23 protein-coding genes are annotated in these 23984 nt (G+C 64.1%); 17 read left to right on the top strand and 6 right to left on the bottom strand.

What is annotated here, in order from left to right:
• The first annotated feature begins 81 nt into the window (after positions 1-81).
• Complete coding sequence (locus tag H9K76_RS07490; protein ID WP_187600511.1) at positions 82-1122, top strand: patatin-like phospholipase family protein; 1041 nt, start codon at positions 82-84, stop codon at positions 1120-1122.
• A 39-nt stretch (positions 1123-1161) separates the two neighbouring features.
• On the opposite strand, the gene H9K76_RS07485 is transcribed toward H9K76_RS07490, so the two are convergent.
• The 3 genes from H9K76_RS07485 to H9K76_RS07475 all read right to left on the bottom strand — a co-directional run bounded on the left by H9K76_RS07485 (position 1162) and on the right by H9K76_RS07475 (position 6141).
• The gene (locus H9K76_RS07485; RefSeq protein WP_246475372.1) at positions 1162-3429 is read right to left on the bottom strand and encodes an FUSC family protein; all 2268 of its coding nucleotides are present in this window, start codon (positions 3427-3429) and stop codon (positions 1162-1164) included.
• A complete protein-coding gene (gshA, locus tag H9K76_RS07480) occupies positions 3426-4961 on the bottom strand; it encodes a glutamate--cysteine ligase (protein ID WP_187599220.1) in 1536 nt (511 codons plus the stop codon). The genes H9K76_RS07485 and gshA overlap by 4 nt, the downstream gene beginning before the upstream one ends.
• 259 nt (positions 4962-5220) lie before the next feature.
• Positions 5221-6141 carry an SDR family oxidoreductase gene (locus H9K76_RS07475; protein ID WP_187599218.1) on the bottom strand — a complete coding sequence of 307 codons (921 nt, stop codon included), beginning with the start codon at positions 6139-6141 and terminating at the stop codon, positions 5221-5223.
• A 710-nt stretch (positions 6142-6851) separates the two neighbouring features.
• Here H9K76_RS07475 and H9K76_RS07470 point away from each other — a divergent pair.
• From H9K76_RS07470 to tolA, 9 genes are all read left to right on the top strand, one after another.
• The gene (locus H9K76_RS07470) at positions 6852-7151 is read left to right on the top strand and encodes a 2Fe-2S iron-sulfur cluster-binding protein (RefSeq protein WP_187599216.1); all 300 of its coding nucleotides are present in this window, start codon (positions 6852-6854) and stop codon (positions 7149-7151) included.
• A gap of 323 nt (positions 7152-7474) precedes the next feature.
• Positions 7475-8596 (top strand): bifunctional 3,4-dihydroxy-2-butanone-4-phosphate synthase/GTP cyclohydrolase II, encoded by a 1122-nt coding sequence (ribBA, locus tag H9K76_RS07465; RefSeq protein WP_187599215.1) that lies wholly within the window; start codon positions 7475-7477, stop codon positions 8594-8596.
• A 5-nt stretch (positions 8597-8601) separates the two neighbouring features.
• The gene (ribH, locus tag H9K76_RS07460; protein ID WP_187599213.1) at positions 8602-9117 is read left to right on the top strand and encodes a 6,7-dimethyl-8-ribityllumazine synthase; all 516 of its coding nucleotides are present in this window, start codon (positions 8602-8604) and stop codon (positions 9115-9117) included.
• A complete protein-coding gene (nusB, locus tag H9K76_RS07455; RefSeq protein ID WP_187599211.1) occupies positions 9114-9671 on the top strand; it encodes a transcription antitermination factor NusB in 558 nt (185 codons plus the stop codon). Before ribH ends, nusB begins: the two co-directional genes overlap by 4 nt.
• A gap of 226 nt (positions 9672-9897) precedes the next feature.
• Positions 9898-11082 (top strand): pyridoxal phosphate-dependent aminotransferase, encoded by a 1185-nt coding sequence (locus H9K76_RS07450; protein WP_187599209.1) that lies wholly within the window; start codon positions 9898-9900, stop codon positions 11080-11082.
• A 45-nt stretch (positions 11083-11127) separates the two neighbouring features.
• Entirely contained in the window at positions 11128-11550 is a 423-nt protein-coding gene (gene ybgC / locus H9K76_RS07445; protein ID WP_187599207.1) for a tol-pal system-associated acyl-CoA thioesterase, read from the top strand.
• Positions 11544-12245 carry a protein TolQ gene (gene tolQ, locus H9K76_RS07440; protein WP_187600509.1) on the top strand — a complete coding sequence of 234 codons (702 nt, stop codon included), beginning with the start codon at positions 11544-11546 and terminating at the stop codon, positions 12243-12245. The genes ybgC and tolQ overlap by 7 nt, the downstream gene beginning before the upstream one ends.
• An 18-nt stretch (positions 12246-12263) precedes the next feature.
• Entirely contained in the window at positions 12264-12692 is a 429-nt protein-coding gene (locus H9K76_RS07435) for an ExbD/TolR family protein (protein WP_187599205.1), read from the top strand.
• Positions 12693-12724: 32 nt separating this feature from the next.
• A complete protein-coding gene (tolA, locus tag H9K76_RS07430) occupies positions 12725-13780 on the top strand; it encodes a cell envelope integrity protein TolA (protein ID WP_187599203.1) in 1056 nt (351 codons plus the stop codon).
• A gap of 255 nt (positions 13781-14035) precedes the next feature.
• On the opposite strand, the gene H9K76_RS07425 is transcribed toward tolA, so the two are convergent.
• A complete protein-coding gene (locus H9K76_RS07425; RefSeq protein ID WP_187599201.1) occupies positions 14036-15370 on the bottom strand; it encodes an MFS transporter in 1335 nt (444 codons plus the stop codon).
• Positions 15371-15710: 340 nt separating this feature from the next.
• On the opposite strand from H9K76_RS07425, the gene cyoA reads away from it, so the two are divergent.
• The 7 genes from cyoA (at position 15711) to H9K76_RS07390 (ending at position 22661) form a co-directional block, all read left to right on the top strand.
• Complete coding sequence (gene cyoA, locus H9K76_RS07420) at positions 15711-16757, top strand: ubiquinol oxidase subunit II (RefSeq protein WP_187599199.1); 1047 nt, start codon at positions 15711-15713, stop codon at positions 16755-16757.
• A 97-nt stretch (positions 16758-16854) separates the two neighbouring features.
• Positions 16855-18798: a cytochrome o ubiquinol oxidase subunit I gene (cyoB, locus tag H9K76_RS07415; protein ID WP_425489697.1), complete on the top strand. Its 1944-nt coding sequence runs from the start codon at positions 16855-16857 to the stop codon at positions 18796-18798.
• A gap of 16 nt (positions 18799-18814) precedes the next feature.
• Complete coding sequence (gene cyoC / locus H9K76_RS07410) at positions 18815-19450, top strand: cytochrome o ubiquinol oxidase subunit III (RefSeq protein ID WP_187599197.1); 636 nt, start codon at positions 18815-18817, stop codon at positions 19448-19450.
• Positions 19450-19878 (top strand): cytochrome o ubiquinol oxidase subunit IV, encoded by a 429-nt coding sequence (cyoD, locus tag H9K76_RS07405; protein WP_187599195.1) that lies wholly within the window; start codon positions 19450-19452, stop codon positions 19876-19878. The genes cyoC and cyoD overlap by 1 nt, the downstream gene beginning before the upstream one ends.
• Entirely contained in the window at positions 19875-20711 is an 837-nt protein-coding gene (locus H9K76_RS07400) for an SURF1 family protein (protein WP_246475370.1), read from the top strand. Before cyoD ends, H9K76_RS07400 begins: the two co-directional genes overlap by 4 nt.
• 20 nt (positions 20712-20731) lie before the next feature.
• A complete protein-coding gene (locus H9K76_RS07395; protein ID WP_187599194.1) occupies positions 20732-22090 on the top strand; it encodes an ATP-binding protein in 1359 nt (452 codons plus the stop codon).
• Positions 22077-22661: a response regulator transcription factor gene (locus H9K76_RS07390; RefSeq protein ID WP_187599192.1), complete on the top strand. Its 585-nt coding sequence runs from the start codon at positions 22077-22079 to the stop codon at positions 22659-22661. Before H9K76_RS07395 ends, H9K76_RS07390 begins: the two co-directional genes overlap by 14 nt.
• 13 nt (positions 22662-22674) lie before the next feature.
• Here H9K76_RS07390 and H9K76_RS07385 read toward each other — a convergent pair whose 3' ends face one another.
• Both H9K76_RS07385 and H9K76_RS07380 read right to left on the bottom strand, forming a co-directional pair.
• Positions 22675-23145 carry a CYTH domain-containing protein gene (locus tag H9K76_RS07385; protein ID WP_187599190.1) on the bottom strand — a complete coding sequence of 157 codons (471 nt, stop codon included), beginning with the start codon at positions 23143-23145 and terminating at the stop codon, positions 22675-22677.
• 77 nt (positions 23146-23222) lie between these two features.
• Positions 23223-23978, bottom strand: coding sequence for a sulfite exporter TauE/SafE family protein (locus H9K76_RS07380; RefSeq protein WP_246475369.1), 756 nt, complete (start codon positions 23976-23978; stop codon positions 23223-23225).
• Between the last annotated feature and the right edge of the window lie 6 nt (positions 23979-23984).

The following is a 23984-nucleotide window of genomic DNA, read 5'->3' as shown; positions in this document are numbered from 1 at the left end:
CTGCTCCTGCCAGGCCCTGATCTGCGTATGCGCCCCAACGCCCTCTCCTTCCCATCAACCACCTCGTCCGCCCGCCTCCTGATGGCCTGCGCGAGCGCCTTGACGGTGCTCGGCCTGACGGCCTGCGGCAGCAACCCGCCCGCAAAGAGTGGTTCGACGGACACGGCCGGCACAGTGGCAAGCGCTGGCGCAACCGGCGGCAGCACGACCGAGGCGCCTGTCCGCATCGGCCTCGCCCTCGGGGGTGGTGCCGCCAAGGGCTTTGCACATATCGGCGTGATCAAGATGCTCGAGGCCAATGGCTTCACGCCCGCCGTCGTCTCCGGCACCAGCGCGGGCAGCGTCGTCGGCGCGATGTATGCCAGCGGCATGAACGCGTTCGAGCTGCAGGAGAAGGCGGTGGCGCTCGACGAGGCCAAGATACGTGACCTGCAGCTGTCCTCCGGCGGCCTGGTGCTCGGCCAGAAGCTCGAGGACTATGTGAACGAGCAGGTGCGCAACAAGCCGCTCAACAAGCTGGGCAAGCCGTTCGTGTCCGTGGCAACGCGGCTCGAGGACGGCGAGCGCACCGTGTTCTCGGTCGGCAACACGGGCCAGGCCGTGCGCGCCTCCAGCAGCGTGCCGGGCGTGTTCCAGCCGGTGGCCATCGGCAAGTTCCATTTCGTCGATGGCGGCATCACCAGCCCGGTGCCCGTGGATGCCGCGCGGCAATTGGGTGCGGACATCGTGATTGCCGTGGACATCTCCAACAAGGCGCGCGGCACGACTCCCGGCAACATGCTGGGGGCGCTGAACCAGTCGATTGCCATCATGGGACAGAAGCTCGGCCAGGCCGAGCTCGCGCGGGCCGACGTGACCATTCGCCCCAAGGTGCTGGACATCGGCCCCGCCGATTTCAGCCAGCGCGCCAATGCCATCGTGGAAGGCGAGAAAGCCGCCGTTGCCGCCATGCCCGAAATCCGCAGGCGCGTCGCCGAACTGCAGGCCAAGCGCGCGGAGGCGGTTCAGTTCGCACAGCGTCAGGCGGACGAAGCCCGTTATCAGAAATGCCTGAGCGAACGTTCCAGCATGCAGAAGCTCTCCGGCATGGTGGGTCTGGACGGGGCCTGCGCGAAGCCTTGACCTGGGGGCCTTGCTTGTGCGGGCCTTGAGCAGGACGTATCAACGGCCCAGCAGCTGATCCGCATCCTTCCTGATCTGCGCCGCCAGCAGCACGGCCTGCTCAAGGCGCCGCTCCAGCCAGGGCATGAGGTTGGTGTCCCAGGCCTGCGGGACATGTTCCGGCCCGGCGGCAAGCGTGGGTTCGCGCACAGGTTCCGCCGGCTCGTCGGCATTCACCGTGTCCACGATGACCTCCTTGCCGTTCAGCAGGTTGGCAATGCGTTCACTGGCACGCGTGAGGGGTTGCTCCAGCCGCTCGCCAGGCAGGCTGCCGCGCCGGAGCAGCAGCAGGGTCTTCACGGCCGTGAGCTGGGCCAGCATCTGGTAGGCATGGGCCTGCAGCATCTCCAGCGGCTGCAGCGGCGGGCGCACGGCGCGGGGCTCCTTGAGCGAACGCTCTGCGGCCAGCACCAGCGCGGTGAGACTGTCGTACGCGTCCTTGCGCGCGAGGCGCCACTTGAGCTCCGGCGCATTGTCCACGGCATCGAGCTGCACCAGGTCCAGCGCCGTGCGCGCATGGTCGACCTGCGACTTGACGACGCGGCGCACGAGGTTGGGAATCTGGGAACGCTCCCATGAAGGCAGCACATACGAGAACAGCCAGGCGATGCCTGCACCGATCAGGGTATCGACCGTGCGCTCGAACAGCGCGAACACGGTGCTCGACGATGCGCTGATCATGTGGGCCTGGATCAGGCCGAGGATGGTCGCCGCCACCGCCGTGTAGAGGTACTTGCGCAGCGCGAGCCCGTGCGCCACGGACTGCGCGACCGTCAGGCACAGGATCATCGCCAGATAGCCCGGGTGCAGGGACAGGATCGACAGCGCGAGCAGGCACCCCAGCAAGGTGCCGCCCACACGCAGGTTGCGGCGCTCCAGCGTCTGCGCCAGCGAGCCGCGCAGCACCACCACGATGGTCAGAAAGATCCAGTATTCGTGCGTCCCCCAGGGCAGCAGCAGCGCGATCACATAGGCCGTGCCGATGGCCAGCGCCGCGCGCACCGCGTGGCGCAACGCCGGTGCGCCCCAGCTCCACAGCGTGTAGAACGGCTTGATCGACCAGGCGACCGGGCTCACGAACAGATGCCAGCTGGCGCGCACCGCCGCCAGATTGGGCTTGCCCTCGCCGCGCGCCAGCGCGTAGAGGCGCTGGACTTCGTCGTTCAGGTTGGCGATGCGGTCGGCCAGCGAGTGCACGAGCGCATCAGGGCTGGGATTGCGCGAGGTGACGAGCCGGTTGGGATCGCTGTGCATGGCGTCATCGTCCACCGCCCAGCGCAAATTCTCGAGCTGTGCACGGTAGTCCATGGGACGCTCGGGCTTGCGGCCGAACAGCATGGCGTCTGCCAGGTTGTCGGTCTCCCGGGCCAGCAGGATCAGCATGTCGTGCATCTGCACCAGCACGGTGTTGTGGCCGGCGTGCTGCCTGAGCGTGTCCAGGTCCAGCGCGCAGGCGATCATGTGATCGCGCATGTCCAGCACATGCAGCACCATGGCGGCCAGGCGCTGGCGCGGCAGCGAATCGGGCGACTCGAACACCACATCGCGCGTGGACTGGATCTGGTCTGCGAGCGCCGCCTGGCGCGCCAGCAGTCGGCTGATGAGCCCGCCCGATGCCTCGCTGCGCATCTCGGGCGAGTCCTCTCCAAACTGGCGGGCCTGCAGGCGCATCAGGTCGGCCAGCGACAGCAGCGTGTCGACCAGCATCAGCACACGGTAGCGCGGGTTGAGCCAGCGGTGCACGATGCACGAATACAGCACATACAGCAGCGCGCCGAGCGCGAAGTAACCCGTGACATGCAGCGCCGCGGTCAGGCGCTTGACCTCTTCCTGCGGCGGCACCGCCAGCGAGAAGATGATCGCGAACATCAGCGCGATCGCGATCGGCGCTCCGCGCTTGCCCCATGCCATGGCAAGGAATGCGACGAAGGTGCCTGCGACGATGAGGATGCCCAGCTCCAGCGGCGAGCTGTGCAGCATCTGCACCGCGAAGAACAGCGGCACGCCGAGGATCGGCGTGGGAATCATCTGTCGGAACTTGCCCTTGCGCGGCCCCGCCATGTCGGGCGGAATGGTGACCACGACCCCGAGCGCCGCCGCCGCGCCCGCGGTCGTGCCCAGCGCCAAGCCCACGCCGGCGGAAATCAGCAGATAGCCGACGGCCACCGCATAGCCGTTGGTCATGTAGTAGCTGAGCAGCACCCGCAGCAGGGCCAGTGCGTGCTGTTGCATGGCAACGCGGGAGAAGCGCGCTGCCAGGGGGGTCATCCGAGCTGCTCCACAGCCATGTAACGCTCGCGCCATTCCTCGAACGGCATGTCGTCGGCTTCCTCGATCGCGCGCTGGCGGGCCACGGACTCATCGGTCAACGCCACGTAGCGCTGTTGCTGAGCATCAGTCCACGGACGCTGCATGAGTTCTTCGCGAGCTGCCTGCGAACGGGCGCGGGAATAGGCGATGAAATCGCTGTCGAAGGTTTGCGTGAGCTCGCGCAGCACATGCGCCGACGGCGTGCTGTCGGGCGATGCGAACAGTTGCACTGCCGCGCGCAGCGCGTCGGCATGCGCCTGCGAGCCTTCGGCAGCATCGAGCGCTGCGGCGATCGGCTCGCATTCCTTGAGCACCTGCAGGCCCCACTCGCCCAGGGCGACGGGCTGGCCGCCGCGCATCAGCTGCAGGCCGGGTTCACGCCCCCGCTCCGCGGTCAGGTGCTGGTTGTTCTTGAGCTCGGCGATTTCCTGCGGCGTGTCCGGAGGGCTGTCCGAGTACAGGCAGTGCAGCAGGAACACGTCGAGCAGGCGCATCGTGTCGGCGTTGATGCCCACCGCCTCGAACGGATCGAGGTCCATCAGCCGCACCTCGACATACTCCACGCCGCGCTCGCGCAGGGCGTGCAGCGGGCGCTCGCCGCTTCGGGTGGTGCGCTTGGGACGGATCGTGCCGTAGAACTCGTTCTCGATCTGCAGCAGGCTGGTGCCCAGCTGGTTGTACTCGCCGCCCGGGTTGCGGATGCCGATCTGCTCATAGGCCGGATACGGGCGCGTCAACGCCTCGTGCAGCGAGTTCGCATAACCCTCCAGGCCGTTGTAGCTCACCGCCAGCGTGGCTTGCGCGTCGCTCTGGTAACCCAGGCGCCCCATGCGCAGCGACGTGGCATGCGGCAGGTACAGAGCGCGCCGGCCGTCACCCAGCGGCTTGAGCGCATGCTGACGACCTTCGACGAAGCTGGGGCACAGCGCCGGCGACGCACCGAAGAGGTACAGCAGCACGAACGCATGGCGGCGGAAATTGCGGATCAGTCCGAAATACTCTTCGCTCGTCACTCCGGGCAGGGACCAGTTGTAGTGGATGCCCGAGATCGTCTGCATGCGGCGGCCATAGCGATGGCCCAGGCCCATGCGGTAGACACTCTTGGAGCGGCCCGAATTGGACAGCCCGTAGCGGCCCAGCGGAATGGTTTCGTCGGTCGGCAGCACGCAGGGCATGCTCGACGACCAGAGCAGTTCCTTGTCGCACTGCGTAGTCAGCACGCGGTGCACGAACTGGTGGATCTCGCCCAGTTCATCCAGGCACTCCTGCACGCTGGCCCGCGCGCCCGTGATGAGTTCCAGCTGCGACTCGCTGTAGTCGGTGGTGATGTGCGGATGAGTCAGGGCCGACCCCAGCCCGCGGGGATGGGGGGTCAATGCCAGAGCTCCAGTGGGCAAGGCCCGCAACCCCTCTTTTTCAATGCCTCGACGCATGCCCGCGAGCCGCTCTTTCGAGAGGCCGGCGATGTGCTGTTGCAGTTGGTTTGTCATTGTTTGTGCGCTTCCATCACTGGTGTGAGGGGGTGGAACTTAGCACGGAGCGCCCCGGCCTGCCGAAATCCGCCCCAAGCGCCCTTGGGATACGGGGAAACCGTCCCCGGCCTGCAATGATTCCTGAAATTGAGGTAAGAGCAAGTAGGAAAACAGCGAAGCTGCCGCATTGCACCGGGTGAACACCCATCCCCTCCGCAACACGGCGGATTCACGCCATGCAACGAGGGGCGGGACAGGCAACCCGGTCAGGATGCAGTCAAAGCGCCAGGGAGGCAGCGGCAGCCATCGCCTTCTCGAACTCGTGCGTGCCCTGTGCCGATCCTCCCTGGGGCACCTGTTCGCTGCTCCGGTCCGTCACGCTCGCCAGTTGCTCGGCCAGCTGCTCGGGCACCATGGCGCCAGCGCCCAGGTGGATGCCTTCGGTCATGGTGATGTGCGCGGCCTCGAACGATCCGGCTCCTGCCAGCAGAATGGTGCGCGACGGAGCGCTTTCATGCGCCAGCACCAGCATCGCCGGGACCACGGCCTCGGGCGTCAGCGCATCCAGCACGGGTTGCGGCAGCAGCCCTTCGGTCATGCGTGTATGGGCCGTGGGGGCGAGTGCGTTCACATGAATGCCGTACTTCGCGCCTTCGATGGCCAGCGTCTGCATCAGGCCGACCTGCGCGAGTTTGGCAGCACCGTAGTTCGCCTGGCCGAAGTTGCCGTAGAGGCCCGTGGACGACGTGGTCATGACGATGCGCCCGTACTTCTGCTCGATCATGTGCGGCCATACGGCCTTGCAGCAATGGGCTGCGCCCATCAGGTGCACGTCGACGACAAGGCGGAAGTCCGCCATGTCCATCTTGGCGAATGACTTGTCGCGCAGGATGCCGGCATTGTTGACCAGGATGTCCACGCGGCCCCAGGTATCGATAGCCTGCTGCACCATGGCCTGCACGGCCTCGAAATCGGTCACGGACGCCCCGTTCGCAATCGCCTCGCCACCTGCGGCGCGGATTTCGGCCACCACGGCCTCGGCCGCCGTCACCGAACCGCCGCTGCCATCGACAGCCCCGCCCAGATCATTGACCACCACCTTCGCGCCACGCGCCGCCAGCGCCAGCGCGTGCTGCCGGCCAAGACCACCGCCCGCGCCCGTCACGATTGCCACCTTGCCATCGAAGCGAATTGCCATTCCTGTGTTCTCCTGATTGGTTTGAATGCTCATGGCGCTCACTACGGAACGCATCTCATGGGCTGGCGTCGATGTTAGTACGCGGTCGCCATGCGACAGGCCCCGGGCCCGGTTGCCGAGTCACCTTGGGAACATCGGCCGGCCGAAGCTGCGGCCTTCAGGACCCAGATCCCTAGGGTTATCCCTTGTTTTATTGAACAACCATGTGGATAACTGTGGACAAACGCACCAATTGATATGTAAGTCATTGATTTACAACGATTCACATTCCATCGCACATTTTTTAGGCATGGGCACTTCGGACACACGCACGTCATAAAGCGGCCTAGCACGGATTGGCTGCATGCCCTTCAAATAGTCGAAAAATGTTTCGAGGAGTGCGCCATTTTTCGTTTATCTCATTGATTGCAAAGAACTTTCCTAGATCCTTGCTACTCAGGGCGGCTCCGGCAGGTTATCCCTCTCTGCACTGGACAACTGTGTGGATAACTGTGAACAATGGCTGTAAGAGAATGCTAAGTGATTGATTTATAAAAGGCCCCATCAGATTGCCAAAAATTGATGCAACACCGCTATTCGGGCTGGAAACCCTCCTGATCGAGACCTTTTGTAAGTGTCAGCTATTCCCAGCGCTATAACATGTGCGGTTGCCCATGGGCTATGCAAGCGCATGGCCCGACTTCTTCGCCCTCCCGCACGACACGCCATCCATGAGTGATTCCCCCATCGCCCCACCCTTCTTCATTGCCAAAGTGGGGGACGACGGTACTCAGGTCGATGCCTGGCCCGACCAGCCGCTGCTGGTTTCGCTGGAGCAAGGTGGAGTGGACTGGCCCAGTTCCTGCCGCAACGGCACCTGCCGCACCTGCATCGGGTTCCTGCGCAAGGGCAGCGTGCGCTATGACATTGAATGGCCGGGCCTCGCCCCCGAGGAAAAGGTGGAGGGCTGGGTGCTCCCCTGCTGCGCCTATCCGCTGGAAGACCTGGAACTCGAGACCTCGGCCATCTGAGCCTCCTGGCGGGCAAGGCCACCGCCCCGCCACTGCAGGGTCTCCATGGCAAGCCATCACATCACGCCCGGCAGCCTGTATTCCTTCATCTGGATACAAGGTGTGCCGCACTGCACTAAAATTGCGGGCATCGGGACTTTCGCGTCCCTCAACCGAGTGGCCTGCCGGCTGCATCGCATGTTCTTTAGTGGCCACCCTCAACGGGCCTTTCCGCCGCAACTGGTGTCTTTGCGCCAGATCTGCACCCAGGCGGAATGCGCATGGCCAGCCGCTGGGGACACGCGCTGTCCAGCAGGTCGCAGGGCAACCATCGAAAGCACTGCATGAATTCCCCCCTCACGCCCGCACCGGTTTCCTCCGTTGAAGAAATCGTGGCAGAAATGCGCGCCGGCCGCATCGTCATTCTCGTCGACGAAGAAGATCGCGAGAACGAAGGCGATCTGGTGCTGGCCGCCGATCACGTCACGCCCGAGACCATCAACTTCATGGCGAAGTACGGCCGCGGCCTGATCTGCCTGACGCTCACCCGGGAACGCTGCGAACGCCTGAACCTGCCGCCCATGGTGCCGCGCAACGGCACCAAGATGGGCACAGCCTTCACCGCGTCCATCGAGGCCGCCGAAGGGGTGACCACGGGCATCTCGGCCGCCGACCGCGCACGCACCGTGCAGGCCGCCGTCGCGCCGCACGCCAAGGCGTCCGACCTGGTGCAACCGGGCCACATCTTCCCTCTGCAGGCCGTCGATGGTGGCGTGCTGATGCGCGCAGGCCATACCGAGGCCGGCTGCGATCTGGCCGCGATGGCAGGCTGCTCGCCCGCCGCCGTGATCTGCGAGGTGATGAAGGACGACGGCACCATGGCCCGCCTGCCCGACCTGCAGATCTTCGCGGCGGAGCATGGCATCAAGATCGGTACGATCGCCGACCTCATCCAGTACCGCAGCCGCCACGAGTCGCTCGTGGAAAAGGTCAGCTCGCGCGAGTTCGAGACCGCGTTCGGCACCTTCACCGCGCATGCCTTCCACGAAGCCACCAGCAATGCGGTGCACCTGGCGCTGGTCAAGGGCTCATGGGACGAGGATGATTCCGTGCCCGTCCGCGTGCACGAGCCGCTGTCGGTGCTCGATGCCCTCGAAATCAACCGCTCCATGCATTCATGGGGCCTGCAGCCCAGCCTCGAATACATTGCGAAGCAGGGCCGCGGCGTGGCCGTGCTGCTGAACTGCGGCGAAAGCGGCGAGCAACTGCTGGAGCAATTCGACGGCAAGGCACGCGCAGCCCACGCACCCGAGCGCGGCCGCATGGACCTGCGCACCTATGGCGTCGGCGCGCAGATCCTGCGCGAATGCGGCGTCAAGAAGATGCAGCTGCTCGGCCAGCCGCGCCGCATGCCCAGCATGACGGGCTACGACCTCGAAATCACCGGATACATTCCCAAGGACTGAACACCATGCAAGGCGCAGAAAAAGGCACCCACAACACCCTGGACGGCGATGGACTGACCATCGGCATCGTGCAGGCCCGCTTCAACGAAGGCATCACCAACGCATTGTTCGATGCCTGCCGCAACGAACTCATCGCGCTCGGCGTGAACGAGGACAACATCGACCACGTGACGGTTCCCGGCGCGCTCGAAGTGCCGCTCGCGCTGCAGGCCATGGCCCATCGCGGCGAGTACGATGCACTGATCGCCCTCGGCTGCATCATCCGCGGCGAGACCTACCACTTCGAGCTGGTGGCCAACGAATCGGGAGCCGGCGTGACACGCGTGGGCCTCGACTACGACCTGCCGATCGCCAATGCCATCCTGACCACGGAAAACCTCGAGCAGGCGATCGCGCGCCAGACCGAGAAGGGTGCGGACGCCGCACGCGTTGCCGTTGAAATGGCACAACTGATGTCCGATCTTGCCGTCGATGACGGCGACATGGACCTCCTCATGCACGGAGAGCAGGACCCACAATGAGCGAACTGACCGCACCCCGCCCTCCCCGCCAGCCGCGCAAGGGCATGACCAGCACCGGCGCACGCAAGGCCGCATCCAAGTCGGGCCGCAGCCGCGCGCGCGAGTTCGCACTGCAGGCGCTGTACCAGCACATCGTGAGCGGCAACGACGCCACGGCCATCGACCATTTCACGCGCGACCTGGCCGGCTTTCACAAGGCCGACGCCGCGCACTACGACGCACTGCTGCACGGCTGCATCAGCACGGCGCAGGACCTGGATGCGCTGATCGAGCCCAAGCTCGACCGCAAGCTCACGGACATCTCGCCGATCGAACATGCGGTGATGTGGATCGGCGTCTATGAATTCCTGCATTGCATGGACGTGCCCTGGCGCGTCGTGCTCAACGAGTGCATCGAGCTCGCCAAGGAGTTCGGCGGCACCGACGGCCACAAGTATGTGAACGGCGTGCTCAACGGCCTCGCGCCGCAGCTGCGCGCGCTGGAAGTGGCAGCGGACAAGAAGAGGGGACCGGAGTCCGATCTCGATTCCGAGCCGGCGCCCGCGCAGGATTGACCGCCCCGGTCGCTCGATTCCTCTCCCCTTCGGGACAGGACAGGGGTGACGGAGAATGCACCGGGCCCGCGACAGTGCCGGTGCCGACTGCAGAACTCCCGTCTCCCCCGCCCTCTCCCGCAGTCCTGAGAGGGTGACGTCCGGCTTGCCGCTCCGGCACCTTGAAACGAACCACAGCCCATTGAAGCCGAGAAGGCTTCATACCAGGAAGCCACCAGCTACTTCAATGAAATTCTCTTCTCGCGCCGAACGCATCGAACCCTTTTACGTGATGGAAGTGGCCAAGGCCGCGCAGGCCCTCGGCCGCGAAGTCGCCGGCACGGACCATCCGATGATCTTCCTGAACATCGGCGAGCCCGATTTCACCGCACCGCCACTGGTGCAGGAAGCCGCGGACCGCGCCGTGCGATCCGGCATCACGCAGTACACCAACGCACTGGGCCTCGAAGCGCTGCGCGAGAAGATCAGCCAGTGGTACCTGGACCGATTCGGCGTGAACGTTGCGCCGAATCGCATCGTCGTCACCGCCGGTGCCTCCGCCGCACTGCAGCTCGCCTGCCTCGCGCTCATCGAGCATGGCGACGAGATCCTGATGCCCGACCCGAGCTATCCCTGCAACCGCCACTTCGTGAGCGCGGCCGAGGGTACGGCCGTGCTGATTCCCACCACCGCTGAAGAGCGCTATCAGCTGAGCGCCGACAAGGTCGAGGCGGCCTGGGGTGCCAAGACACGCGGCGTGCTGCTCGCGTCGCCCTCCAACCCCACCGGCACGTCGATTGCACCCGATGAGCTGCGCAAGATCCACAAGGTGGTCAAGCAGCGCGGCGGCATCACCATCATCGACGAGATCTACCTCGGCCTGTCCTACGACGAGACCTTCGGCCAGTCGGCGCTGGCGATCGATGACGACATCATCAGCATCAACAGCTTCAGCAAATACTTCAACATGACGGGCTGGCGCCTGGGATGGATGGTCGTTCCCGAGGCCATGGTGCCCGTCGTCGAGCGCCTGGCACAGAACCTGTTCATCTGTGCGAGCACGATCTCCCAGCATGCGGCACTCGCCTGCTTCGAGGAGGACAGCATCGCCGAATACGAGCGCCGCCGCGCGCAGTTCAAGGCGCGCCGCGACTACTTCATCCCGGCCCTCGACGCGCTGGGCCTGTCGGTGCCCGTGATGCCCGATGGTGCGTTCTACGCATGGGCCGACTGCACGCAGGCTGCACAGAAACTGGGCGTGAGCGGCAGCTGGGACTTCGCGTTCGAGCTGATGAAGCGTGCGCACCTGGCCATCACGCCGGGGCGGGACTTCGGCACGGCCGACACCGGCCGCTTCGTCCGTTTCTCGACCGCCAATTCGATGACGCAACTGCAGGAGTCGATCCGGCGACTGCAGCAACTGATCGGCTGAGTCGGGCGAGGCCCGGTCCACCGAATTCATAAACAAGGTCAACACATGGCATTCGAATGGCCCGTCAGGATTTATTGGGAGGACACTGATGCAGGCGGCATCGTGTTCTACGCCAACTACTTGAAGTTCTTCGAACGCGCCCGCACCGAGTGGTTGCGCTCCAAGGGATTCCAGCAGCACACCATGCGGGAACAAACGGGCGGAATGTTTGTCGTAACCGGTGCCGACCTGCGGTACCACCGCCCGGCCCGGCTCGATGATGAACTGATTGTTACTGCCGCTGTCAGCGAAATGGGCAGAGCATCGTTAACAATAGGACAGAAGGCGCTTCTCAAGCCAGCGCAGATGAATCAGGCAACCCCTCCCTCCCTGCTGTGTGAAGCCACCATCCGCATCGGCTGGGTGGATGCAGCCACCATGCGTCCTTCGCGAATTCCTGGCAATCTTTTGGAACAACTCTCATCATGAATCAAGACATGTCCATCGCGAGCCTGGTGCTCAATGCCAGCTGGGTGGTTCAACTCGTCATGCTGCTGCTGCTCGGCGTATCCGTCGCCAGCTGGGCCGCCATCTTCCGCAAGATCACCGCGCTCAAGCGCGTGAAGTCGCTCAACGATGAATTCGAGCGCGATTTCTGGTCCGGCAACTCGCTCAATGATCTCTACGCCAGCGCCGCCCAGAACGCCAAGCAGGCCGGCCCGATGGAACGCATCTTCGCCAGCGGCATGCGCGAATACCAGAAGCTGCGCGAGCGCCGCATCAGCGATCCGGGCACGCTGCTCGACGGCGCCCGCCGCGCCATGCGCGCGAGCTTCCAGCGCGAGATGGACGTGGTCGAGTCGAGTCTTTCGTTCCTGGGCTCGGTGGCCTCGGTGAGCCCGTACGTCGGCCTGTTCGGCACCGTGTGGGGCATCATGCACGCATTCACGGGCTTCGCCGGCATGGAGCAGATCACGCTCGCCACCGTGGCGCCCGGCATTGCCGAGGCACTGGTGGCGACCGCCATCGGCCTGTTCGCGGCCATTCCGGCGGTGATCGCCTACAACCGATTCGCACGCGACATCGACCGCATCGCCACCCACCAGGAGACCTTCATCGAGGAGTTCTCCAACATTCTCCAGCGCAACCTGGGCGGCCAGACCGGCTCCGCCTCGAACCACTGAAACCCGAGGAGTCCGCACATGCCCGCAATGGCCTCCCGCAGCGGATCCCGGCGCCGCTCAATGAACGAGATCAACATGGTTCCGTTCATCGACGTGATGCTGGTGCTGCTCATCATCTTCATGGTGACCGCGCCGATGATGACGCCAAGCGCCGTCAATGTTCCATCCGTCGGGAAGGGCGACAAGACCCCCAAGACGTTTGGTCAGGTGATCATCGAAAAAGACGGATCCATCCAGCTCAAAACTGATGGCAACGAACGCACTGTCTCGCTCCAGACGCTCGGCACTGCCGCCCGCAACTGGCAGAAGGATCAGCCTGAAGACACGCCCGTGATGATCGCCGCCGACAAGACCGTCCCCTATGAGTCGGTCGTCAAGGCCATGGATGCGCTCAACCGTGCCGGTGTGCAGCGTGTCGGCCTCATCGTGAAATCCACAGGCGGCTGACCTCAAGAAGGCCGGAATCCTCCAAGAGCTGAATGCAAGCAACCAACGATCGCGACCAGTTTGCCCCGCCCCGTCCACCCGGACGTCGGCGTGCGATTTCGCTCGCCGTACTCGCGCACGCCGCTTTGGTCGGTGCGCTGTTCTGGGGACTGAACTGGAAGAAGAGTTCCGACGCCCCCGCTGTCGAGGCTGAACTCTGGTCTGCCCTGCCGCAGCAGGCGGCCCCTCGCGCGGCAGCACCGCCCCCTCCACCCCCCACGCCTGAACCCAGGCCGACGCCCGCCCCGCCGCCCGAGCCCGTGAAGGCCCCTCCGCCCCCACCGCCGCCGCCCGCCCCCGCACCGAAGCCGACGGTGCAGGACACGCGCGCCGCCGATATCGCTCTGGAAAAAGAAAAAAAGCGCAAGGAAGCCGAGAAGGCCCTGCAGAAACAGCAGGAAGAGAAAGAGCGCAAGGAGAAGGAACGCAAGGAAAAGGCCGAGGAAGAGCGCAAGGAAAAGCTGGAGCAGCAGAAGAAGGACAAGGCCGAAAAGGAAAAGGCGGAGAAAGCCGAGCGCGAGAAGGAGCGCAAGGAACAGCTCGAGAAGGAAAAGAAGGAAAAGGCGGAGCAGGAAAAGAAGGACAAGGCCGCCAAGGCCGAGGCCGACCGCAAGAAGGCCGCCGAGGACAAGCGCAAGGCCGATGCCGCCAAGGCCTCGGAAGCCGCTGCAGCCAAGGCGGCCGAGGCACAACGCCAGGAGAACCTGCGCCGCATGACCGGCATGGCGGGAGCGACCGGCGGCGCCACCGCAACAGGCACGGCAACGCACAGCTCCGGCCCGTCGGGTGGCTACGCGGGCAAGGTCGCTGCCAAGGTCAAGCCCAACATCACCTTCTCGGAGAACATCCCGGGCAACCCGCGCGCCGAGGTCGAGGTTCGCACGTCTCCCGATGGCACCATCGTGGGCACGCGCATCACCAAGTCGAGCGGCAATGCTGCCTGGGACCAGGCCGTGCTGCGCGCACTCGAGAAGACCGACACTCTGCCCAAGGACGTCGATGGTCGGGTGCCGCCGTCGTTGACGATCGGTTTCAGGCCTAACGACTGATGGGCTGGCTGATCGCGGTGTGAAGCCGAACCCTATCGGGACGGGATTGCGGGGGCTCTTATCTTGTTGAGTTCCTGTTTTCTTGTTTCAGGGCGGAGGCCGGGAGTGCCCCCGGCGGGGCAGTCCCGGCCTCCGCCCTAAAAACCAGAAAGCAGAAACCCGATAAGCCCCGAACTCCAAGAAGAAAGAAAAAGCCGGGACCAGCCCGGCTTCCGTAAATGAGAAGGAACCGCCCAAGGCAGCCCCCTTCACCCTTCAATTGTCACGCTGCTCCAGCACCCGATTGATACGCAACGCCAGCAACGTGCACACCACAGCGGACAGCAGGTAGAGCGAGACCGCCCCCAGCCCCCACTTGGCCGAGAGACCCAGGGCAACCAGCGGTGCGAAGGCAGCGCCGATCAACCATGCCAGATCGGTGGACAGCGCAGCACCCGTATAGCGGAAGTCACTGGTGAAGTTGTTGGTCACCGTACCCGAGGATTGGCCATAGGACAGGCCCAGCAGGATGAAGCCGATCAGGATGAACGCGTTGTTGCCCACTGCGCCGCCCTTGAGCATCCACGGTGCAATCAGCGCATACAGGCCGATCATCACCGCCATGGTGCCCAGCAGGTTGCGGCGGCCCATCTTGTCGGCAATCACGCCCGAGATCACGATCGCGCCAGCGGCAAGGATCGCGCCCATGATCTGCACCTCCAGCACGTCCACCACGGATTGCTGGGAGTACATCGAGATCCACGACAGCGGGAACACGGTCACCAGATGGAACAGCGCCAGGCTGGACAGGGCGGCGAAGGCGCCCAGCAGCACGTTGCGGCCCTGGCCGCTCATCACCTCGGTCACGCTGACGGGCTCCAGCTCGCTGGCCTGCAGTGCATCGGCATAGGACTGCCCCACCACCAGTCGCAGGCGGGCAAACAGGGCCACGACGTTGATCGCAAAGGCGACGAAGAAAGGATAGCGCCAGCCCCAATCCAGGAACTCGCTCACCGGCAGGCTGCTGTACAGATAGGCGAACAGCGCGGCGGCGATGATGAAGCCCAGCGGCGCGCCGAGCTGGCCGATCATCGCGTACCAGCCGCGCTTGTCCCGGGGCACACCCATCGCGAGCAGCGAAGGCAGTCCGTCCCATGATCCGCCCAGCGCCAGCCCCTGGCCGATGCGCAGTGCGATCAGCACGACGATTGCGGAGGAGCCCACCGAGTGGTAGGTCGGCAGGAAGGCCATGCCCACCGTGCACACGCCCAGCGTGAACATGGCAAGCGTGAGCTTGGTGCCGCGCCCCCAGCGCCGCTGCACCGCCATGCCGATGGCCGTGCCCACAGGCCGCGCCACGAAGGCCAGCGCGAAGATGGCGAAGGCCATCAGCGTGCCGTCCAGGCGCGACATGAAGGGGAACAGGGTGAACGGAAAGACCAGTACGCAGGCGATACCGAATACGAAAAAATCGAAATACTCGGACGACCGGCCAATGATCACGCCGACGGCGATTTCATTAGGGGTGACGTCCTCATCCGTGTGGGCACGCGAAAGAGAGTTGGCGTCTTCATTGCGAGGCACGGGAAATGCTACGGAACCGCTGCTCATCTAAATGCTCCTTCTCCAAAGGCCTGACTTTCGGTGAAGGTCCACGGGGGTCGGCGCTCGTGCCCGCCGACTTTTCGTGAACCTGTTCGACGTTCTACACCTGGGTTTTGGTCGCCACAAGTACGCAAACACCGACATTTTTGAAGGGAAAACCCTAGATGTTTGTCAGCCTTTGTCTATTTTGAGGTGACAAAACGCATGTAAGTCCTTGTCCCACTTGATGTTGGACAAAATGCCCCATCGATATATTTGGTAACCGGTTTACAGTCACGGATGTCCAGTAATCCGCGTTAACACTCAGGGGACTAACCCTGATGGCGCGCTTTTGTCCATTCCAAGCATGTCTAAAACCAAGGAAACCCGCATCCCGGCATGGCTGGGTGCGGCAGCTTTGACAGCCCTTCTCACGGGCTGCAGCAAGGCTGTCGTGCTCAATCCTGCTGGCGATATCGCAGCGCAACAGGGGCAACTGGTGATCACAGCAACCCTGCTGATGCTCATCATCATCGTCCCTGTGATCTTTCTGACTCTGTTGTTCGCCTGGAAATACCGCCAGTCCAACACGGAAGCCCGCTATGAACCCGAATGGCACCATTCGACCAGCCTCGAACTGGTGATCTGGACCGTTCCGCTGCTCATCATCATCGCGCTGGGTGCGCTGACCTGGATCAGCACCCATAAGCTCGATCCGTATCGTCCGCTGGATCGCATCTCCGAGACCAAGGCACTCGACCCGAACGTCAAGCCGCTCGAGATCCAGGTGGTTTCCCTGGACTGGAAGTGGCTGTTCTTCTATCCCGAGCAAGGCATTGCGACGGTGAACGAAGTGGCTGCGCCGGTGGATCGCCCGATCCTCTTCAAGCTGACCTCCTCCAACACCATGAACGCGTTCTACGTTCCCGATCTGGCCGGCATGATCTACACGATGCCCGGCATGCAGACCGAGCTGAACGCCGTGATCAACAAGGAAGGCGAATTCAAGGGCATGTCCTCGCACTACAGCGGCGCGGGCTTTGCCGGCATGACATTCAAGTTCAAGGGCCTCTCCGACGAGGACTTCGGCAAGTGGATCGCGAAGGCGAAGACCGAAGGCAAGCCGCTGGACTCCGCGACCTACCTGAACCTGGCCAAGCCCAGCGAACGCAACCCCGTCGAGCGCTTCTCGGCCGTGGATGAGGGCCTGTACAACAAGGTGCTCAATCGCTGCGTCGAAGAAGGCAAGATGTGCATGCACCACATGATGGCCATCGACGCCGCAGGTGGCGAAGCCTACCTCAAGGCTGCCGGCCTGAACCTGCCACAGGACGTGTGCACGGTTCAGAACGCCGACAGCGTCGTTGCACTGCTGGATTCGCAGCGCACCCAAGCTGCTGCTGCCGTGCAGTAACGAAGAGAAGTTAGAGAGAAGACTCAACATGGTGTCTGAACAATCAACCACCCCCGCGCACTGGCTGCTCGGTCGCATCACATGGGACCAGATTCCCATGACGCACGAGCCCATCGTGCTCTACACCTTCATCGCCGTGGTGCTCGGCGGCCTCGTCGTGCTGGCCGGCCTCACCAAATTCCGCCTCTGGGGTCCGCTCTGGAAGGACTGGATCTGCTCCATCGACCACAAGAAGATCGGCATCATGTACATGATCCTCGGTCTGGTCATGCTCCTGCGCGGTTTCGCCGATGCGGTGATGATGCGCCTGCAGCAGTCCATGGCCTTCGGCGAGAACATGGGCTACCTCCCTCCGCACCACTACGACCAGATCTTCACTGCCCACGGCGTGATCATGATCTTCTTCGTGGCGATGCCTTTCGTGACGGGCCTGATGAACTATCTGGTGCCGCTGCAGATCGGTGCGCGCGACGTGTCGTTCCCGTTCCTCAACAACTTCAGCTTCTGGATGACCACCGGCGGCGCGGTGCTGGTGATGATCTCGCTGTTCCTTGGCGAGTTCTCCACCTCCGGCTGGCTGGCGCTGTCCAACCTGGGGCACCAGAACCCCGGGACGGGTCTTGACTACTACATCTGGGGCCTGCAGGTCGCCGGTGTCGGTACGACGCTATCCGGTATCAACCTGATCGTCACCATCATCAAGATGCGCGCACCCGGCATGAACCTGATGAAGATGCCCGTCTTCACCTGGACCGCCCTGTGCACCAACGCGCTGATCGTCGCCTCGTTCCCGGTTCTGACCGCAGCCCTCGTCCTGATGTCCCTGGACCGCTATGTCGGTACGCACTTCTTCTCGAACGACTTCGGCGGCAACCCGATGCTGTACGTGAACCTGATCTGGATCTGGGGCCACCCCGAGGTCTACATCCTGATCCTGCCCTGCTTCGGCGTGTTCTCGGAAATCGTGGCCACGTTCTCGCGCAAGCGCCTGTTCGGCTACACCTCGATGGTGTACGCGACGGTCTGTATCACGATCCTGTCCTACCTCGTGTGGCTGCACCACTTCTTCACGATGGGCTCCGGCGCCTCGGTGAATACGTTCTTCGGCATCACGACGATGATCATCTCGATCCCGACGGGCGCGAAGATCTTCAACTGGCTGTTCACCATGTACCGCGGCCGCATCCGCTTCACGGTGCCCATGCTGTGGACCATCGGCTTCATGGTCACGTTCGCCATCGGCGGCATGACCGGCGTGCTGCTGGCCGTTCCGCCTGCCGACTTCGTGCTGCACAACTCGCTGTTCCTGATCGCCCACTTCCACAACGTGATCATCGGCGGCGTGGTGTTCGCCGTGTTCGCCGGCATCAACTACTGGTACCCCAAGGCGTTCGGCTACCGTCTCAACGAGTTCTGGGGCAAGGCATCGTTCTGGTTCTGGCTGGTCGGCTTCTGGGTTGCGTTCACGCCGCTGTACATCCTCGGCCTGATGGGCGTGACGCGTCGTGCCAACCACTTCGAGGATCCTTCCCTGCAGATCTGGTTCATCATCGCCGCCTGCGGCGCCGCACTGATTGCCGCCGGTATCGGCTGCTTCTTCATCCAGCTGTTCGTGAGCTTCCTGCAACGCGACAAGCTGCGTGACGTGACGGGCGACCCATGGGATGGCCGCACGCTGGAATGGGCCACTTCGTCGCCCCCTCCCCAGTACAACTTCGCGTTCACGCCCGTGGTGTATGAAATCGACGCCTGGACCGACATGAAGAAGCATGGCTACAAGCGTCCGCTCTCGGGCTTCCAGTCGATCCACATGCCGTCCAACACGGCTGCGGGTATCGTGATCGCCGCGCTGTCCACAATCTTCGGCTTCGCGATGATCTGGCACATGTGGCCGCTGGCGATAGCCTCGTTCGCCGCGACCGTGCTGGCCTCGATCATCCATACGTTCAACTACAAGCGTGACTACTACATCCCCGCATCCGAAGTGATCGCGACGGAAGAACTTCGCACGCAACAGCTTGCCCGTGCAAGCCATGCATAAGGCGGAGACCAACGCAATGTCATCCACATCGATCCATCACCACAGCAGCGCCGCTGCGAACGCCGCCCGCGAGTACCACCTCGCGGAGGAACCCCACCCAGAGAACGGCACCGCGCTGGGCTTCTGGCTCTACCTGATGAGCGACTGCCTGATCTTCGCAGCGCTGTTCGCCACCTGGGGCGTACTCGGCACCAGCTATGCCGCGGGCCCCACGGGCAAGGAACTGTTCGATCTGCCGCTGGTCGCCATCAACACGGCCTTCCTGCTGCTGTCGTCCATCACCTTCGGCTTCGCCATGCTGCAAAAGCAGCAGAACAAGCTGGGCGGCACGCTGTTCTGGCTGGCCATCACCGGCCTGTTCGGCCTGGCGTTCCTGGGCGTGGAACTGTATGAGTTCTCCCACTTCATCCACGAAGGCGCGGGCCCCACACGCAGCGCGTTCACCTCGGCGTTCTTCACGCTGGTGGGCACCCACGGCCTGCACGTGACCTTCGGCCTGATCTGGCTCGTGGTGCTGATGATCCAGCTCTCCAAGCACGGCATCAACCCCGCCAACAACCGCCGCCTGATGTGCCTGTCCATGTTCTGGCACTTTCTGGACGTGGTCTGGATTGGCGTCTTCACGTTCGTTTATCTGATGGGAGCACTTTGATGAGCGCAGCTGCACACAACCACGCTGGTCATCATCATGACGACCACAGCCACGACCACCACGATGACGGCCCGCACAGCACGTTCTCGGGCTACATGACGGGCTTCATCCTGTCGATCATCCTCACGGCGATCCCGTTCTGGCTGGTCATGGCCGACGTCATCACCAACAAGAAGACGGCCGTGCTCGTGCTGGGCGCCTTCGCGGTGGTGCAGATCGTCGTCCACATGATCTGCTTCCTGCACATGAACGGCAAGATCGAGGGCGGCTGGACGCTCCTGTCCACCATCTTCACGATCATCTTCGTGGCCATCGGCATTGCCGGTACGCTCTGGGTGATGTTCCACATGAACACCAACATGATGCCGCAGCACGTCTCGCCGGAAGCACCGCCGGCGCAGAGTGCCCCGGCCACTCATACACCTTGACGAACCACGTCACCCCGCAGGGCGCCGGCAGGCGCCCTGCCCTCTCCAAGGCGATTCTCACGGTGGTGGGCATCGCCTTGTTTTTTGGCTTCGTCACGCTCGGCACATGGCAGGTGCAACGCCGGGCATGGAAGCTCGATCTGATGGAGCGCGTGGAAACGCGTCTGCATCAACCACCGATTTCCGTCTCACAGTTTGCAGGTACGGGTCCGTCCGGCGACATCGCGGAGCAGCATGCCTACCAGCCCGTGTTCGCACAGGGCCGCTGGCTGGCGGACAAGACCGTGTTCACACAGGCCCTCACCGAACTCGGTGCGGGCTTCTGGACCATCACGCCGCTGGCCCTGAATGATGGCCGCATCGTGCTGGTCAACCGCGGCTTCGTGCCGGAAGGCCAGCGCGCGGCCGTCGTGCAGCCTGCGGGCGGCGCGGACAACCTGCCCGGCGAGGTACGCGTCGAAGGGCTGCTGCGTGCGAGCGAGCCCGATGGCGGCTTCCTGCGCAGAAACGATGCCGCAAGCGGCAAATGGTACTCGCGCGACGTGGTGGCCATCGGCCATGCCATGGGCCTTGCCGACGTGCAGCCCTGGTTCATCGACCTGGGTATTCCGGCCAACGCGCACGTGAATGCGGATACGCCCCTGCCCGCTTCGGCGATGCAGGGGCCATGGCCGCGCCCGGGCATGACCGTGGTGAAGTTCCACAACAGCCACGCCGTCTACATCTTCACGTGGTACAGCCTCGCGCTCATGGTGCTGCTGGCCGCCTGGCTGGTGGTGCGCCACGAGCGCAGGAAGGCTGCAGGCAGCCTCGGCGCGACACACGACGACTGATTTGGCGACAATCCAGTCCCATGAACAGCGCCATTGACACCACCGGCATTCCCGCGCGCGCGATGCGCTCGCCGCGCACGCATGCGGGCCTGAAGAACCTGCACCAGCTCATCCAGCTGCGCTGGATCGCCGTGGTCGGTCAGATCTTCACGATCGAGGTCGCGCACTACTCGCTGAACCTGCGCCTGCCCGTGCAGGAGATGCTGATGGTCGTGGGCTGCCTCGCCGTCTTCAACGTGGTGAGCATGCTGCGCTGGCGCACGGGCCGCGGCGTACGCAACGTGGAGCTGTTCCTGGCGCTGCTCGTGGACGTGGCGGTGCTCACCGTGCAGCTCTACCTGAGCGGGGGCACGACCAACCCGTTCGTGTTCCTGTACCTGCTGCAGATCGCACTCGGGGCCATGCTGCTGCGTGGCGGCTACATCTGGACCATTGTCCTGGTCACGACCGCGTGCTTCTTCATCCTCTCCACCCATCATGTGAACCTGCCGCTCGCGCATGACCTGATCCGCGGGCTGGCCAGTCCCTACGTCCTCGGCCTGCTGGTGTGCTTTGTGCTCAACGCGATACTCATCGTGGTATTCATCACGCGCATCGCTCGCAACCTGCGCCAGCGTGACGCGCGCCTGGCTGCGGCGCGCCAGCGGGCGAGCGAGGAAGAACATGTGGTGCGCATGGGCCTGCTGGCCTCGGGTGCCGCGCACGAGCTCGGGACTCCCCTGTCCACGATGGCCGTGATTCTGGGCGACTGGAAGCGCGACCCGTCGGTCGCGAAGAACACGGTGCTCCTCGAGGAGATCGCCGAAATGCAGGTGCAGGTACAGCGCTGCAAGACCATCGTGAGCGGCATCCTGCTGTCCGCCGGTGAGGCGCGCGGCGAGGCTTCCGCCGAAACGACGGTGTGCGAGTTCCTCGACACGCTCGCGGAGGAATGGCGCCGCACCCGCTACGTGCAGACCTTCATCTATGAAAATCATTTCGGCGCGGACAGCCCCATGGTCTCCGATGCCACATTGCAGCAGATGGTTTTCAATGTGCTGGACAATGCACGCGACGCCTCGCCGCACTGGGTGGCGCTGGCTGCGGAGCGCACACAGACGGCCCTGATGATCACCGTGTCCGACGATGGGCCTGGTTTTTCAGCAGACATCCTGGCCCAGTTCGGCAAGCCCTACCAATCGAGCAAGGGCCGCCCCGGCGGAGGCCTGGGCCTGTTCCTCGCGATGAACGTGGCTCGCACGCTCGGCGGCAGCGTGCAGGCGCACAATCGCAAGGATGGCGGTGCAGTGGTCAGCATCTCGCTGCCGCTGGCAGCCATCATCCTGCCCGAGACAGAAGACGACCCCGCCGAAGAAGACGATCCCCATGCAAAACCCTGACGTTCACACTCCCGACACCGCAGGCGACCTGGAAGGTGAAGAACGTCTGCTGCTCATCGTCGAGGACGACGAGGCCTTTGGCCGCACGCTGGCGCGCTCGTTCGAGCGCCGCGGCTACACCGTGCTGCATGCCGACAGCCTGGAGCAGATGGAGGTGCTGTTGCAGGCGCAGACCCGCGCACCGGGCTATGCCGTCGTCGACCTCAAGCTCAAGGGCGAGGCCACGGGCCTCACCTGCGTGCGCAGGCTGCATGCGCTCGATGAGGACATGCTGATCGTGGTGCTCACGGGCTATGCCAGCATCACCACAGCGGTCGAGGCGGTGAAGCTCGGTGCCTGCCACTACCTGGCAAAGCCCTCGAACACCGACGACATCGAGGCCGCCTTCGGCCTCACCGAAGGCAACGAGGACATCGAGCTCACCAACCGCTCCAGTTCCATCAAGACGCTGGAATGGGAGCGCATCCACGAAGTGCTCGCCGAGACCGGATTCAACATCTCGGAAGCGGCGCGCAGGCTGGGCATGCACAGGCGGACGCTGACACGCAAGCTGGAGAAGCGGCGGGTGTAGGAGCGCTCGCGCATCAAAGCGCGTCTTCGGGAATGGTGCGGCTGACCGCCAGTTCGGAATTGCGGTAGCGGGGATCGTGGCTCACCTCAGTGCCCAGCCATGGCAGCGCCGGCACGGGATGATCCTCCGAGGGCAACTCGACCTCCGCCACCACAAGCCCCTGCAGCTCCTTCTCGAACACGTCCACCTCGAACGTCAGCCCGCCGACGGGAACGAGGAATCGCATCTTCTCGATCCGCCCGAGGCTCGCAAAATCGGCCAGCAGCGACTGTGCGTGGTCCAGCGGAATCTCGTATTCGAATTCCGCACGCGAGAGGCCCCTGGTCTTACCCTTGAGCGTCAGGAATCCCTTGTCGCCCGCCACGCGCACCCGCACGATCATGCCGTTGTCCGCCAGGTATCCCTGCGCCATCCTCGTACCCCGCAGCCCCTGCAGGATGGACATGTCGCGGACGAGGAACTTGCGTTCGATTTCGGTAGGCATGGCGTGTCGATCTCCGGTTGAACCACGGCACCACAACACAGGTGGGCCGGCGCGCCACTCTACACAGAAATCAGTGCTCAGCGCGCGATCATCGATGCACCCAGCAGCATCAGCCCCACCATCAGGCATCGCCTGAACCATACGGGAGACAGGCGCGAGCGCAGCCAGGTGCCTGCCTGCATGCCGCACAGCGCCGGGATGAGCAGTGCGGCGGACCACCCCACGTCGCCCGCACTGAAGCTGCCGTTCCAGGCGAGCCCCGCCGCAAGCGCCAGCGTCGAGACGGTAAAGCACAGGCCCATGGTCTGGATCAGCGCATCCCGCTGCATGCCCAGTGCCTGCAAATAGGGCACGGCCGGCACGACGAACACCCCCGTACCCGCCGTGACGCCCCCGGTCACCGCGCCCATCAGGGGGCCCATCCAGCGCTCGGTGCCGGGGGAGACATGCCACTGCGCACCCGACAGCGCCCAGCCCGCATAGACCACCAGGGCGACGCCCAGGGCCACATGGGCCCAGGCGCCGGCCGGTGCGCCGATCAGGAACGCGCCCAGGGCCGTCCCCGCGCAGATTCCCGCCTGCATGGGCCACATGCGGTCAAATACCCCGCCCAGCATGCTCCAGGGCCGCATCTGCCAGAGATTCGTGACCAATGACGGAATGATCAGCAGCGCAGCGGCCTCGGCCGGCGGCATGCGCAGCGCCAGCAATCCCATGGCGACCGTCGGCAGGCCCAGGCCCACGACGCCCTTGACCATGCCGGCCAGCAGGAAGACGCCCACAGCCATCATCCACCACGGGGGCAACGTGGCGAGGTTGTCGAAGAAATGCATGCCGGC

This window comes from Diaphorobacter ruginosibacter (assembly GCF_014395975.1).
Classification (GTDB): Bacteria; Pseudomonadota; Gammaproteobacteria; order Burkholderiales; family Burkholderiaceae_C; genus Diaphorobacter_A; species Diaphorobacter_A ruginosibacter.
This window is presented reverse-complemented; position numbering and strand designations above follow the sequence as displayed.

Excerpts from the sequence above, each read along its gene's own strand:
- cyoB (WP_425489697.1), top strand. The coding sequence starts at position 16,855 with ATGACGCACGAGCCCATCGTGCTCTACACCTTCATCGCCGTGGTGCTC.
- cyoD (WP_187599195.1), top strand. The coding sequence starts at position 19,450 with ATGAGCGCAGCTGCACACAACCACGCTGGTCATCATCATGACGACCAC.
- cyoA (WP_187599199.1), top strand. The coding sequence starts at position 15,711 with ATGTCTAAAACCAAGGAAACCCGCATCCCGGCATGGCTGGGTGCGGCA.
- cyoC (WP_187599197.1), top strand. The coding sequence starts at position 18,815 with ATGTCATCCACATCGATCCATCACCACAGCAGCGCCGCTGCGAACGCC.
- H9K76_RS07390 (WP_187599192.1), top strand. The coding sequence starts at position 22,077 with ATGCAAAACCCTGACGTTCACACTCCCGACACCGCAGGCGACCTGGAA.
- ribBA (WP_187599215.1), top strand. The coding sequence starts at position 7,475 with ATGAATTCCCCCCTCACGCCCGCACCGGTTTCCTCCGTTGAAGAAATC.
- H9K76_RS07450 (WP_187599209.1), top strand. The coding sequence starts at position 9,898 with ATGAAATTCTCTTCTCGCGCCGAACGCATCGAACCCTTTTACGTGATG.
- gshA (WP_187599220.1), bottom strand. The coding sequence starts at position 4,961 with ATGACAAACCAACTGCAACAGCACATCGCCGGCCTCTCGAAAGAGCGG.
- tolA (WP_187599203.1), top strand. The coding sequence starts at position 12,725 with ATGCAAGCAACCAACGATCGCGACCAGTTTGCCCCGCCCCGTCCACCC.
- nusB (WP_187599211.1), top strand. The coding sequence starts at position 9,114 with ATGAGCGAACTGACCGCACCCCGCCCTCCCCGCCAGCCGCGCAAGGGC.
- H9K76_RS07485 (WP_246475372.1), bottom strand. The coding sequence starts at position 3,429 with ATGACCCCCCTGGCAGCGCGCTTCTCCCGCGTTGCCATGCAACAGCAC.
- H9K76_RS07380 (WP_246475369.1), bottom strand. The coding sequence starts at position 23,978 with ATGCATTTCTTCGACAACCTCGCCACGTTGCCCCCGTGGTGGATGATG.
- ybgC (WP_187599207.1), top strand. The coding sequence starts at position 11,128 with ATGGCATTCGAATGGCCCGTCAGGATTTATTGGGAGGACACTGATGCA.
- H9K76_RS07470 (WP_187599216.1), top strand. The coding sequence starts at position 6,852 with ATGAGTGATTCCCCCATCGCCCCACCCTTCTTCATTGCCAAAGTGGGG.
- H9K76_RS07395 (WP_187599194.1), top strand. The coding sequence starts at position 20,732 with ATGAACAGCGCCATTGACACCACCGGCATTCCCGCGCGCGCGATGCGC.
- H9K76_RS07490 (WP_187600511.1), top strand. The coding sequence starts at position 82 with ATGGCCTGCGCGAGCGCCTTGACGGTGCTCGGCCTGACGGCCTGCGGC.
- ribH (WP_187599213.1), top strand. The coding sequence starts at position 8,602 with ATGCAAGGCGCAGAAAAAGGCACCCACAACACCCTGGACGGCGATGGA.
- H9K76_RS07435 (WP_187599205.1), top strand. The coding sequence starts at position 12,264 with ATGCCCGCAATGGCCTCCCGCAGCGGATCCCGGCGCCGCTCAATGAAC.
- H9K76_RS07425 (WP_187599201.1), bottom strand. The coding sequence starts at position 15,370 with ATGAGCAGCGGTTCCGTAGCATTTCCCGTGCCTCGCAATGAAGACGCC.
- H9K76_RS07475 (WP_187599218.1), bottom strand. The coding sequence starts at position 6,141 with ATGGCAATTCGCTTCGATGGCAAGGTGGCAATCGTGACGGGCGCGGGC.
- H9K76_RS07385 (WP_187599190.1), bottom strand. The coding sequence starts at position 23,145 with ATGCCTACCGAAATCGAACGCAAGTTCCTCGTCCGCGACATGTCCATC.